This is a genomic window from Novosphingobium profundi (assembly GCF_020524485.1).
GTDB classification, from domain to species: Bacteria; Pseudomonadota; Alphaproteobacteria; order Sphingomonadales; family Sphingomonadaceae; genus Novosphingobium; species Novosphingobium profundi_A.
The window spans coordinates 557,472-571,149 of the sequence record NZ_JAIVLF010000004.1 but is presented as its reverse complement, the minus strand read 5'-3'; the positions used below and the strand labels follow the sequence as shown (position 1 = coordinate 571,149).

Below are 13,678 nucleotides of genomic sequence, written 5' to 3'. Positions count from 1 at the left end.
GCATCTCAGGGGCTTTGCAGCGAACATGGCGCTTCCTTGCTGCAGTGCAAGATCAATCTTGCCGGCGCCCTCATGCGAAAAAAGCATGAAACTCCCCCGAATTATCCCCAGATTCACCTTCTGTGGACCAGTTCCCGCTTGCCGCGAGGCTTGCGTGCGTTAGAGATATTTGTCCTGTTTTTGGGGATTATGAACATTCCCGGGCCGACCAAAGGGGACCTGAGGCTGTTATGAAGGCCACCATCGAACGTTCCACGCTGCTGCGTTGCCTGAGCCACGTGCAGTCCGTTGTCGAACGCCGCAACACCATTCCCATCCTCTCGAACGTCCTGATCGAGGCGTCGGGCACCTCGTCGCTGCGCATCATGGCGACCGACCTCGACCTCCAGGTGGTCGAGACGCTCAACGCCAACCACGTTGAGCAGCCCGGCGCGATCACGGTGTCGGCACATCTACTGTTCGACATTGCCCGCAAGTTGCCCGACGGCAGCGAGGTGAGCCTGGCGGCTGCGGACAACCGCCTCGTCGTCAAGGCCGACCGCAGCCGCTTCCAGCTGCCCACGCTTCCGCGCGACGATTTCCCCATGATCGCCGAAGGCGAGCTGCCGACCAGCTTCGAGATTCCGGCTGCCACGCTGGCGCAGATGATCGACCGCACGCGCTTTGCGATCTCGACCGAGGAAACGCGCTACTACCTGAACGGCATCTTCTTCCACGTCACCGAGGACGAGCTGAAGGCCGCGGCGACCGACGGCCACCGTCTCGCCCGCTTCACCATCGCGCGTCCCGACGGGGCCGATGGCATGCCCGACGTGATCGTGCCGCGCAAATGCGTTGCCGAACTGCGCAAGCTGCTGGAGGAAGCGCTCGATTCCAACGTGCTGATCGACATGTCGGCGAGCAAGGTACGCTTCACGCTCGGCGGTGAGATCGGCGTCGTGCTGACCAGCAAGCTGATCGACGGTACCTTCCCCGATTACACCCGCGTCATCCCGACCGGGAACGACAAGCTGCTGACGCTCGATCCGCGCGCCTTCTTCGAAGGTGTGGACCGCGTCGCGACGATCGCCACGGAAAAGACCCGCGCGGTCAAGATGGCGCTCGACACTGACCGCATCACGCTTTCGGTGACCTCGCCCGACAACGGCACGGCGGCGGAGGAAGTGCCCGCCGGTTACGGCGCGGACAGCTTCGAGATCGGCTTCAACGCGAACTATCTCAAGGACATCCTGGGCCAGATCGACGGCGATTCGGTCGAACTGCACCTCGCCGATGCCGGGGCGCCCACGCTCATCCGCCAGAACGACAAGAGCCCCGCGCTCTACGTCCTGATGCCGATGCGCGTCTGATCGCAGACAATCGTTCAGGAACGGCAGGAAGGGCCGGGAGGGCATTGTCCTCCCGGCCCTTCCTGCATGGGCGCAGAGCCGCCGATTTTGGCGCGTTAACGCTTTGATCCCGCGCATCTTGGGGAATTTTCGTACGAATAGGGCCTGCGAAGTGCGCGCAGGTGGTTCACATTTAACCGTTTCGCAATTGCTTTGCGGCAAGACCCTCGCATGAGCAGAATGGGACCCGGTCGCCGGAGCGCTGCGCCTCGTGCGCGTGCCATGCAATCGGAAACGCGACGGCAAACGATTGAAGGTGCTGGGAAAGGCTCGGGCGACACCGCCGCCCGCAGCGATTCCGGCACACATCGACGCACGCCTGCGATGCCGGGGAAGGTCGCTGCTGCGCGCGGCAAGCCGGGCGATTTCGCGGTGGCCGCCGAAGGCGTGGCCGCGACCAGCGATCCGCTCCTCTATCTCCTTCCGGCCAACTGGATCCTGATCGTCATCTGCATGGGCTCGATCCTGATGACGATGGGGCTCCTTTCGCACAGCTTCCCGACCCCGTTCTCTGCGGGTCTTCTGGCGATCAGCTTTGCGATCTGCCTGGCCGGCACGCGCCTGTTCCGGCTGGAGCAGAACATCGGGCGCACCGGCTGGAAGCGCTATCTCCTGCTGATCTTCGCGATCGGGGTGCCCATGGCGCTGTTCGGCCATGTCGGCGCGCGCTGGACCGAGCGCGTGCCGGAACTGGGCTGGGAGACGACCGCGAGCTGCTTCGTCATCCTCATCCTCATGGCCAATGTCCTGCTCGAAGGGCGGCTGACCTCGATCATCGTGGCCACTGTCGCGCTGTGGGGCGGGGCCTGGACCATTTCGGGCTCGGTGCCCTCGTTCATGCTGCTCCTGGGCGGAACCGCGATTGGCCTCTACCTCGCGGTGAAGCGCAGCGAGCATGTGCGCGCCGAGATCGAGGCGCGCTCCGAGCGCGAGCGCGAGCAGCGCCGCGCCGAGGAACTGCTCAACGAATACGAGGAGACCGGGCAGGGCTGGTTCTGGGAGACCGACCGGCGCGGCCAGCTCACGTATGTCTCGGCGCATATCTGCGCGCTGCTGAAGACGACGCCCGAAGATCTTGTCGGGCGTCCGCTCTCGGCGCTGTTCCTGCTCCAGGGCCATGAGAACGAGAACGAACGCACGCTCGTCTTCCATCTCTCGACCCGCTCTTCCTTCAAGGACCTGTCGGTGCGCGCGGCGACCGCCGGTGCCCCCGGCGACGAGCGCTGGTGGTCGATCTCGGGCCGTCCGGTGCTCGATCAGTTCGACAATTTCATGGGCTTTCGCGGCTCGGGTACGGACCTCACCGAGACCCGCCGCTCGCAGCAGCACGTGACCCAGCTTGCGCGTTTCGATTCGCTCACCAAGCTCGCCAACCGTTTCCAGATGTCCGAGTGGCTGGAGAAGATCCTCGCCGCCCCCCGGCTCGACAGCCGCGCCTGCACCGTGTTCCTGCTCGACCTCGACCGCTTCAAGCAGGTCAACGACACCATGGGCCATCCCGCGGGCGATGCGCTGCTGCGTCAGGTGGCCGACCGCTTGCGCGCGACCGTGGGCAAGCATGGCCGCGTGGGGCGTCTGGGCGGTGACGAGTTCGAGGTTATCCTGCCCGGTCACCACGTGACCGAGGGTCTTGCCAACCTGGCCCGCCGGATCATCGAAAACCTTTCGCAGCCCTATTCCATTGACGGGGCGCGCGTGGTCATCGGTGCCTCGGTGGGGATTGCCTCGTGCCCACAGAACGGCACGAGCTCCGAAGAGATCATTCGCAACGCCGACCTTGCGCTCTACGCGGCCAAGGGCGGCGGGCGCGGGCGCCACCACTTCTACGATGACGACCTCCATTCCGACGCCAAAGAGCGTCAGCAGATGGAGGAGGACCTGCGCGATGCCATCACCCATGGCACGCTGGAGCTGCACTACCAGCCCCAGATCCGTACCACGACCGAGACGATCACCGGCTTCGAGGCGCTGCTGCGCTGGAAGCACCCGGTCCATGGCTACATTTCGCCCGCGAAATTCGTGCCGATTGCCGAGGATACCGGGCTCGTGGCGCCGATTGGCGAATGGGCGCTGCGCACCGCCTGCCGCGACCTTGCCCGCTGGCCCGAGAGCGTGCGCGTGGCGGTCAACGTCTCGCCGCTGCAGTTCGCCAACCCGGCGCTGCCGGCCATCGTGACGAGTGCCATTGCCGAAGCGGGCATCGCGCCCGGCCGCCTCGAACTGGAAATCACCGAAAGCGTGTTCCTGGGCGAGGACAAGTCGACCGAGACGATGTTCAGCGCCCTGAAGGGCGTGGGCGTGCGCCTGGCGCTCGACGATTTCGGGACTGGCTATTCCTCGCTCGGCTATCTGAAGAAGGCGCCCTTCGACAAGATCAAGATCGACCAGAGCTTCGTGCGCGGCGCGACCATCAAGGGCAGCCGCAACGGCGCGATCATCTCCTCCATCGTCAGCCTGGCCGAGGCGCTGGGCATGGAGACGACGGCGGAAGGGGTGGAGACCCTCGACGAACTGGACCTCGTGCGCATGTTGGGCTGCAGCCACGTGCAGGGCTACATCTACGAGAAGCCGCTGACCGTTACCGATGCCAATGCCCGCCTGGCCCGCGGCCTGGAGGCGGTCGCGCAGGGGCCACGCTCCAGCCGTGCCCCGCGCCAGACCATGCTGCGCAAGGTCGTGCTCGAACATGGTGACCATGCCTACAGCGGCACCATCCGCAATATCTCGCAGACAGGCGCCCTGATCGAGGGGCTGTGGAACGTGCCGGTGGGCACGACGTTCGCTGTGCATCTGGCGCAGGGCTACGTGCTCGACGCCCACGCGCGCTGGAGCCGGGAGGACCGCATGGGCGTGGAATTCGCGGTCCCGCTCGCGCTTGATGCCAATGGCGCGGTGCTGTTTACGCCCCCGAAGGGCGGATCGGATGAAAATCCTTCACGCTCGCTGCGCAAGGCAGGCTGACAGCGCCTCAAACCGCTGCTAACGGCGTTTCCATGACAGACCTTTCCCTGATCCGAAATTTCTCGATCATTGCCCACATCGACCATGGCAAGTCGACGCTGGCCGACCGCCTGATCCAGTACACCGGTGGCCTCACCGAGCGTGAGATGTCCGCCCAGGTCCTGGACAACATGGACATCGAGAAGGAACGCGGGATCACGATCAAGGCGCAGACCGTGCGCCTTGCCTACACCGCCAAGGACGGCAAGACCTATGAGCTGAACCTCATGGACACGCCGGGCCACGTCGACTTTGCCTACGAGGTCAGCCGCAGCCTCGCCGCCTGTGAGGGCGCGCTGCTGGTGGTGGACGCGGCGCAGGGCGTGGAAGCCCAGACGCTTGCCAACGTCTACCAGTCGATCGAGCACGACCACGAGATCGTGCCCGTTATCAACAAGATCGATCTTCCCGCCGCCGAGCCCGACAAGGTCAAGGCCGAGATCGAGGACATCATCGGCATCGATGCCTCCGAAGCGGTGCTCGCCAGCGCCAAGTCGGGCATCGGCATCGAGGAGACGCTGGAAGCCATCGTCACCAAGATCCCGGCGCCCACGGGGGAGCGCGACGCGCCCTTGAAGGCGATGCTGGTCGATTCCTGGTACGATCCGTACCTGGGCGTCGTCATCCTCGTGCGTGTGATGGACGGGGTCATCAAGAAGGGTCTCAGCGTCAAGTTCATGCAGGGCGGGACCGAGCACCTGATCGACCGCGTGGGCTGCATGACGCCCAAGCGCGTCGACCTGCCCGAACTGGGCCCGGGCGAGATCGGCTTCATCACCGCGCAGATCAAGGAAGTCGAACAGGCCAAGGTCGGTGACACCATCACCACCGTGAAGAACGGTTCGACCACGCCGCTGCCGGGCTACAAGGAAGTCCAGCCGGTGGTCTTCTGCGGCCTGTTCCCGGTCGATGCGGCCGACTTTGAAAAGCTGCGCGATTCGATCGGCAAGCTGCGCCTCAACGACGCCTCCTTCTCCTACGAGATGGAAACCAGCGCGGCGCTCGGCTTCGGCTTCCGCTGCGGCTTCCTGGGGCTCCTGCACCTCGAGATCATCCAGGAACGCCTGAGCCGCGAATACGATCTCGACCTCATCACCACCGCGCCCTCGGTGGTCTACCGCATCCAGCTCTCGCACTCGAAGAACGAGGATGCCAAGACCATCGAGCTGCACAACCCGGCCGACTATCCCGATCCCAACCGGATCGAGACGATCGAGGAGCCGTGGATCAAGGCGACGATCTACACCCCTGACGAATACCTCGGTGCGATCCTCAAGCTGTGCCAGGACCGCCGCGGTATCCAGACCGACCTGACGTACGTCGGCGGGCGCGCGCAGGTCTCCTACGAGCTGCCGCTCAACGAAGTCGTGTTCGACTTCTACGACCGTTTGAAGTCGATCAGCCGCGGCTATGCCAGCTTCGATTACGAGCAGATCGGCCTTCGTGAGGGCGATCTCGTCAAGATGAACATCCTCGTCAACGCCGAGCCCGTCGATGCGCTTTCGCTCATCGTCCACCGCTCGGTTGCCGAGGAGCGCGGGCGCGGCATGTGCGAGCGCCTGAAGGACCTCATCCCCCGCCACCTCTTCAAGATCCCGGTTCAGGCTGCGATCGGCGGCAAGGTCATCGCGCGCGAGACCATCGCCGCGATGCGCAAGGACGTGACCGCCAAGTGCTATGGCGGTGACATCAGCCGCAAGAAGAAGCTTCTGGAAAAGCAGAAGAAGGGCAAGGCCCGCATGCGCGAGTACGGCAACGTCTCGATCCCGCAGGAAGCCTTCATCGCCGCGCTGCGCATGGGCGAGGAATAAGCCCTAAACCGGCGCACCGGTCCGGCTTCGGCGAAGGGGCTGGCACGGGGCGTGCAAATCCATGGCTTGGCTCGACGAAGGGCCCGTCTCCGCAGAAGGAGGCGGGCCCTTCGTCGTGGCGGGCGACCGTTCTGCGGGGCACAGGGGGTAGGTTCCCAGGTGTGCCATGTTGCCGAACGTTTACCGCAAAGTTTCCGCTCATTAGGCTACACAACTCGGTTCGACCCACAGAAAGTTTCACTTCGTCGCCATTGCAATCGAAATTTGGGTCTGGACAAGTGGCCGACAAGTGTTTCATCTAAGGCCAAGCGCGCACCTGCAGGCTGGCTTTTGTCGCACGGATTTCCTGAATTTAACTTGAAATTCATCGTGGTGTCCAAGTGTGATGGCCGGAACAACCGTTCTGTTCATCGGGTGCAGGGGCGCTCTGGAGCACGCGGCTCTTCTGGAGAGAGGGGGCGATTGTGCTTCTTATGCAAGCCAGGTGAGAGAGGCTGTATTGGGTGGGCGAAATTGTGTCGGCATGTGAAAGTGCTTTGCAACTGAATGATGTCTTCGAGAACCTGACCGACAAGCAGCATGAAGTGCTGGCGCTGGTGGGGGACAACTTCACGAGCAAGGAGATCGCCTATGAACTCGGCATCTCGGTCAGTGCGGTAAACCAGCGGATCGAAACCGTCCGCGCCCGTGCGGGATCGCTTTCGCGCCTGGAGTTGGCGCGCGCCTACCGGGAATACCGCCAGGAGCAGGACGAAGAGCAACTTCAGGACCGGGAAGAGGCCGGGGAGGACCGCCCGGTGGCGACCGCTACGCCAGAGCACGAGCTTGCGGGGGAGCCGGATGATGCGGGCAATGACGACGCCGCCTGCCGCGATTGCGAGCGCTGGCCGAGCCGCAGCTCCAGCATCGGGCAAGGCGCAGGGCGACTCCAGATCATCAGCGTGCAGCCGCCATCGGCGCAAGCCGAACGTGTGGCTGTCGGTCTTGGCGGGGCACGCGCGGCCAGCGCGCCCCCGGGAGCGCTGGGGGGACGAGGGCGGACACCAGGCCCGGTTCCGGCCTTGCTTGACGGGCGCAATGCACGCCTTGGGCGTGTGGCAGCCATTGTCGTGATCGCGTTTGGACTGTTGCTGGTCTCCGCCGCGGGTCTTGGCGTCGTGCATTCGCTTGCGGACCTGTTCTGAGCGCGGGCCGTGCTTGAAGCTCTCTGGGAGCTGCGCGTTCAAGGTGAGACGCTGGCGATCGTCATCCTCGTCCTATGCGCGATGCGATGGGGCGCGCGTCCCGAGCGGATCGTTGCCCGCCTTCTGTTGGCGATGGTCGTCCTGCACCAAGGGTACCACCTGGTGGTTGGCGGCGCGATCGTGCTGGCCGGAGTGGACGTGGGCCATGTCGTGATCGACCTGGCGCTGCTCGTCGCGCTGGGCGTGGTGGCGCTCTACGCAAACCGGGTCTACCCGCTCTGGCTCACCGCGGCCCAGCTGATCTCGGTGTTCTCCTACGCCTACCGGTATCTCGATGGTGAAGGGGAGCTGGGCCGAGGCCCCTATGACGTCATGGCGACGCTGCCCTTCTATCTGTGCGTGCTCTTTGCCTGGGTAGGCTTCGTGCGCCATGTCCTGCGCCAGCGGCGCCACGGCGATTACCCGTCCTGGAGTGTGGCCGCTGCCGGGCCGCACAGCGGCGATCCGGTCCGCAACTGATCGCAGACGGCGCCCATCCCGTCGCCGGGATGCGTGGGACGTCCATAAATTCTTCAAATAGTCTTCGAAAAAACAAAAAGAAATGCCATCTGCGGGATGGAACATTCAGGGGTTTTCGATTTATTCCCCTGTTGCGCACGCCTTCCTGTTGTCTGGAGAGACTGTTTTGACCGAGATCCTGTCCATGCCCACCACGCCTTTCGACGGGCAGAAGCCGGGAACCTCCGGCCTGCGCAAGAAGGTGAAGGTCTTCCAGCAGCCGGGCTACGCCGAAAATTTCATCCAGTCGGTTTTCGACGTGGTCGAAAAGGGCGAGGCCGCGACGCTGGTTCTGGGCGGCGACGGGCGTTTCCACAACCGCACCGTGATCCAGCAGGCGATCCGCATGGCCGCGGCCAACGGCTACGCGCGCGTGCTGGTGGGGCAGGGCGGTATCCTCTCGACCCCGGCGGCCAGCCACGTGATCCGCAAGTACAAGGCGAGCGGCGGCCTTGTCCTCTCGGCCAGCCACAACCCCGGCGGACCGGACGAGGACTTCGGCATCAAGTACAACATTGCCAACGGCGGCCCTGCACCTGAAGGCGTGACCGGCGCGATCCATGCCCGCACGCAGGAGATCGACCGCTGGCTGACGATCGAGGCCGAGGATGTCGATCTCGACACGGTGGGCATCGTTGAGGTGGGCGAAATGAACGTCCAGATCATCGATCCGGTCGCGGACTATGCCGACCTCATGGAGGAACTCTTCGACTTCGCCGCGATCCGCAAGGTGGTCGCCTCGGGCTTCACCATGCGCTTCGACGCGATGAGCGCGGTGACCGGCCCCTATGCCAAGGCGATCCTTGAGGGCCGCTTGGGCTTTGCCGAGGGCACGGTCGTCAACGGCACGCCGCTGGAAGACTTCGGCGGCCACCATCCCGATCCCAACCTGATTCACGCCAAGGACCTCTACGATCTGATGATGGGCGAGGGCGCGCCTGATCTGGGGGCGGCGTCCGACGGCGATGGCGATCGCAACCTCATCATCGGGCGCGGGCGCTTCATCACCCCGTCCGATTCGCTCGCGATGCTGGCTGCCAACATCGAGTGCGCGCCCGCCTACAAGGGGCGCCTCACCGGCATTGCCCGCTCGATGCCGACGAGCGCGGCCGCCGACCGCGTCGCCGAGGCGCTGGGCGTGCCTGCCTTCGAAACGCCGACGGGCTGGAAGTTCTTCGGTAACCTCCTCGATGCCGGCATGGCGACGATCTGCGGCGAGGAAAGCGCTGGCACCGGCTCGGACCACGTGCGCGAGAAGGATGGCCTGTGGGCGGTCCTGCTCTGGCTCAACATCCTCGCTGTGCGCGACATCTCGGTCGATGACCTGGCGAAGGCCCACTGGGCCCGCTTCGGCCGCAACTACTATGCGCGCCACGACTATGAGGGGATCGAGAAGGAGGGCGCCGACGCGCTCATGGCCGCGCTCATGGACGAACTGGAAGCGCTGCCCGGGCAAGAGCTTGGCGATCTCGTCGTCGAGGAGGCCGACAGCTTTTCCTACACCGATCCGGTCGACGGCTCGGTCAGCGCCAACCAGGGCATCCGCATCCTCTTCGTAGGCGGCAGCCGCGTGGTCTTCCGCCTTTCGGGGACCGGGACGGCGGGCGCCACCTTGCGCGTCTACCTTGAGAACTACGTGCCGCCCTCGGGCGATCTCGATGCCGAGACTGGGGAAATGCTCAAAGCCCAGATCGCGGCGGCCGAGGCGGTCGCGGGGATCGCCCGCTTCACCGGACGTACGGCCCCCGACGTCATTACCTGATCGAGAGGCCGGGGCAGGGCACCTGCTCCGCTCCTTGTTGCCCGCAGGACACGCTATCTTGCGGTTTGCGGGCAACAAGGGAATCTTCCTTTCCTGCAAGTCGTAACTCGTTAGGGCAGGCTCCCTGCAAACCGGGGCGCTGTTCGATCCCGGTTATCTACCGTTTTCAGGGATCGCCGTACCTTCCATGCCTACTTTCGTGACCCGTCCCGCCGGTGCCCGCGCGCCGCGCGCGGCCCTTGCCGTCTCCGCCGCCACTCTCGTCCTTTTCGCCAGCCCTGCGCAGGCGACCGACGGGTACTTCCTCAATGGTTCGGGGGCGAAGGCGAAGGGCGCGGGCGGGGTCGGCATCGCCATGCCGCAGGACGCGCTCGCCATCGTCGCCAACCCGGCCGCAGCCACCTCGCTCGGCCACCGTCTCGACATCGGTGTCGAGCTCTTCGTGCCTGACCGGGGCGCGGAGATCGCGGGCAATGGCGCTGGGCTCGACGGGCGCTATTCGGGCAACGGCAGCAATCCCTTCGTTTTGCCTGAGATCGGCTATGTGCGCCCGCTTGCAGATCGCGTGGCGCTTGGCCTTGCGATCAACGGCAACGGGGGCATGAATACCCATTACAAGACCAACCCCTTTGCCAGCTTCGGGGCGGAAGGGTCAGCCGGCGTCAATCTCCAGCAGATCCAGATTTCGCCGACGCTGGCAGTCGAGGTCGTACCTGGCCATTCACTCGGCGTGTCGCCGGTGATTGTGCTGCAGGGCTTCGAGATGACCGGCGCGCAGCCTTTCGCGGGCTATTCGCAGGCCCCTGCGAACTTCACCAACCGGGGCACCGACTGGTCGGCGGGCGTAGGCGTTCGCCTCGGCTATCTTGGCCAGGTCACGCGGTTCCTGAAGGTCGGCGCGTTCTACCAGTCCAAGGTCAAGACCGGCGATTTCGATCGCTACGCCGGGCTCTTCGCGGATGGCGGCAGCTTCGATGTGCCCGAGGCCTGGGGGCTGGGCGCCGCGCTGACGCCGGTTCCCGCCCTGACGCTGGGCGCGGACTACAAGCGCATCAACTATGGCGGTGTCGCGGCGGTCGGAAACCCCATCGACGTGCTCTTCCAGGGACGCCCTTTCGGGTCCGAAGGTGGCCCCGGTTTTGGCTGGCGCGATGTTGACGTATGGAAGCTGGGCGCCGTCTACACGGCGTCCGACAGGCTGACGCTGCGCGCAGGGTATGGCCGCTCCGACAATCCGGTGCCGCGCGCGCAGACGCTCCTCAACATCTTCGCGCCGGGCGTTGTGCGCAGCCACTACACGCTGGGGGCAACATTCGCGCTCTCGGACCGCACCGAGGTGACCGGCTACGCCATGCGAGCCCCGCGCCAGACGGTGCGCGGCGAGGGCTCGATCCCGGCGCCGTTCGGGGGCGGCGAGGCGGACGTGTCGCTGGCGGAAACCTCGGTCGGGTTCTCGCTGGGGCTGAAGCTCTGAGGCGGGCCATGCCTCGTAGATAGAAGGAAGAGGATTTTCCAAGGGGCCATCGCCCCTTGACCCCGGAATCGGCGACCTCACCATTTTCAGCCAGGGCGGCCGGCGAAAGGTGAGCTAGACAGTTCGGGGAGCCCGAGGGCAATGGCCCTCGGAATCATCCTTTTCTGATTTTTCAACTGGATGGCGGATCGGCCGGTCCCTTGCGCGCCGTGTCCAATGCCGTGATCCTCTCGCTGACCTGCGCCTCCTCCAGCCATTCCCCCAGTGGCCGTGCCAGGCGGCGGCGCCAGTTGGGGTGCTCGGTGACGGTGCCGGGCAGGTTGGGCTGCTCGCTCTCGCCCAGGATGTCCTCAAGCGGCGCGATGGCGAGGCCGGCCGGGCTCTTGCCGATGTGCGTGAGCGCGGCCTCCAGGACCGGCGCGGGGTTGTCGGGCTCCGGGCGCGGCGCGGCGTCGTGGGTGAGGCTCGCCCACAGGAGCCCCCGATCCCAGTCGCGCTTGGCTTCGGCGTCCTCGCGGGTGGTGCCTTCGGGCAGGCGGCCCAGGTCGTGGGCCCAGTCGAGGTCGCGCCCGCGCCACCAGCCCGCGATGGTCGCGGTGTCGTGCGTGCCGGTCATCGCCACGCTGTCGGGGGGGTAGTCGCCCGCGCCGATGAAGCCTTCATCGGCGGCGCGCTCGAACCACAGCACGCGCATGTCGAGGAGGCGGCGTTCCTCCAGCGCGCCGAGGAAGCCGAAAGGCGCGGTGCCCAGGTTCTCGGCGATGAGGAGCGCGCCTGCCCGGTGCGCTTCCAGCACGGCAAGGCGCAGCATGTCCTCGAAAGGATAGGAAAGGTAGGCGCCGTCCTCCGGGCCGTGCCCTTCCGGGATCACCCAGAGCCGGGCCATGCCGAAGGCGTGGTCGATGCGCAGCGCGCCGGTGCGCGAAAGCGCCGCGCGCAGCATCGCAATCCAGGGCGCATAGCCGGTGCGCTGCAGGCCCTGCGGCGAGAAGCTCGTCAGCGTCCAGTTCTGGCCGAGCGGACCCAGCGGATCGGGCGGTGCGCCGATGGTGAGCCCCTCCAGCATCGCGCCCTGCAGCGCCCAGGCATCGGCGCCTGCGGTGTGGACGCCCACGGCGAGATCGCCGACGAGCCCGATCGCCATGCCTGCCGCCTTCGCGCGCGCCTGCACCGCGTCCAGCCCCCTGGCCGTCAGCCACTGCGTGAAAGCGTGGAAGGCGACGTCCTCGGCATGGGTTTTAGCAAAGTGCGCGGCGCCCTTGCCGTGGGGATCGCGGTGCTTGGCGGGCCAGTTCTGCCAGTGTGTGCGGCCCTTGGCGCGGTGGTGGGTGTCGAGCGCGTCGAACAGGGCCTGGCGCTGGAGGCTCTCGTTATCTGCGGTCTCGGCGGCGATGCGCGCGCGCGTGGCGGGATCGAGCCCGTCGAACAGTGCGCGTAGGGCCGCGTGCTGGCGGGGGAGGGCCTCCTCCCAGCCGATGAACGCAGCCTCGCTGTCACCGGGAGTATCAAGAGGTGGGAGCCCTGCCAGTTCGGGCGCGGCAAGGGCGGTGTTGAGGTGGAGGCGGCTCGAAGGGGAATAGGGACTGTACCCCTCGCCAAGTCCGGCAAAGAGGGCGTGGACCGGGTTGATTGCCAGCGCATCGGCCCCGCGCGCGGCGAAGAGGTCCACGGCCTCGGCCAGTTCGGCGAGCGTGCCGTAGGCCTGCCCTGCGCGCGCCGAACGCAGGGCCGGGATCTGCACCGCCGGGCCCCAGAGACGCTCCGCTTGACGCGCTTGGGGCAGGACGTCGGCCAATGTCGGGCTGCGCGCTGGCGCGACGGCGAGTGTCAACTCGTGGCCGTAGAGGCTGACGCGGTGGTAGCCGGGCGTGTCGATGGCAGGCAGGACCCCGGCCTCAAGCGCCACGTCCTGCACCTCGCCATCCTCGGCGGTGATGCGCGCGTTGGTGAGACTGGCGGGCAGCGGTGTCGGCCGGCCGACCTCGGTGACGAGCATGGCGGGCAGGCTGCGCGCCGCGATGGCAAGGCGTGCGTGGCTGCGAGCGAGTGCCTGCGGTGTGTCGCAAGGGTAGCCCAGCGCCGTGACGATGCGGGCGAGCGCGGTGTCCGAGACCGTCTGGTCGCGCCCCTCGACATCGCGCCAGCGCCGCGAAAGGCCAAGCGCGTGGGCAAGCTCATGGAGCGATGCGGCCGGACCGCCCGGATCGGGAGCAGCGGCACACGGGTCGGGGGAAGGCTCCAAGGCGGTCTCCTGCCACAGCGCCAGGCGGCACCGGGGCAAGCGTACCTGCAATCAGGGGGGCTCGGCAATCGTCTTGATCGGCGCAGGCGGCGGTGCGGGGCGCGTGGTTATCCCCTGCTATCGACATGATATCCCTACACTATGAACTGGATATCCACAGCCATATCCACATCACGAGCCTGGAGTTGGGCCACTTGCGCAGGTGCCTGACATGAGGGTGTGGTGCGCTAACAGGGAGCAGGAGAAGAATTTTTCCAAG

8 protein-coding genes are annotated in these 13,678 nt (G+C 66.0%); 7 read left to right on the top strand and 1 reads right to left on the bottom strand.

Annotated elements, in window-relative coordinates; translation table 11 throughout:
- The first annotated feature begins 230 nt into the window (after positions 1 to 230).
- The 7 genes from dnaN (at position 231) to LC060_RS13010 (ending at position 11,177) form a co-directional block, all read left to right on the top strand.
- The gene (dnaN, locus tag LC060_RS13040; protein ID WP_226636185.1) at positions 231 to 1,349 is read left to right on the top strand and encodes a DNA polymerase III subunit beta; all 1,119 of its coding nucleotides are present in this window, start codon (positions 231 to 233) and stop codon (positions 1,347 to 1,349) included.
- A 363-nt stretch (positions 1,350 to 1,712) separates the two neighbouring features.
- Entirely contained in the window at positions 1,713 to 4,349 is a 2,637-nt protein-coding gene (locus LC060_RS13035) for an EAL domain-containing protein (protein ID WP_226636183.1), read from the top strand.
- Positions 4,350 to 4,381: 32 nt separating this feature from the next.
- Positions 4,382 to 6,199: a translation elongation factor 4 gene (lepA, locus tag LC060_RS13030; protein WP_226636181.1), complete on the top strand. Its 1,818-nt coding sequence runs from the start codon at positions 4,382 to 4,384 to the stop codon at positions 6,197 to 6,199.
- A gap of 536 nt (positions 6,200 to 6,735) precedes the next feature.
- Positions 6,736 to 7,383 carry a helix-turn-helix domain-containing protein gene (locus LC060_RS13025; RefSeq protein ID WP_226636172.1) on the top strand — a complete coding sequence of 216 codons (648 nt, stop codon included), beginning with the start codon at positions 6,736 to 6,738 and terminating at the stop codon, positions 7,381 to 7,383.
- A gap of 9 nt (positions 7,384 to 7,392) precedes the next feature.
- The gene (locus tag LC060_RS13020; protein ID WP_226636171.1) at positions 7,393 to 7,902 is read left to right on the top strand and encodes a hypothetical protein; all 510 of its coding nucleotides are present in this window, start codon (positions 7,393 to 7,395) and stop codon (positions 7,900 to 7,902) included.
- A 184-nt stretch (positions 7,903 to 8,086) separates the two neighbouring features.
- Positions 8,087 to 9,703: an alpha-D-glucose phosphate-specific phosphoglucomutase gene (locus LC060_RS13015; protein WP_413465118.1), complete on the top strand. Its 1,617-nt coding sequence runs from the start codon at positions 8,087 to 8,089 to the stop codon at positions 9,701 to 9,703.
- Between the two features lie 187 nt (positions 9,704 to 9,890).
- Positions 9,891 to 11,177: an OmpP1/FadL family transporter gene (locus LC060_RS13010; protein WP_226636167.1), complete on the top strand. Its 1,287-nt coding sequence runs from the start codon at positions 9,891 to 9,893 to the stop codon at positions 11,175 to 11,177.
- Between the two features lie 172 nt (positions 11,178 to 11,349).
- Here the strand turns inward: LC060_RS13010 and malQ are convergent, their stop codons facing one another.
- On the bottom strand, positions 11,350 to 13,419 hold the full coding sequence (malQ, locus tag LC060_RS13005; RefSeq protein ID WP_226636165.1) for a 4-alpha-glucanotransferase: 2,070 nt from the start codon (positions 13,417 to 13,419) through the stop codon (positions 11,350 to 11,352).
- Positions 13,420 to 13,678 lie beyond the last annotated feature (259 nt).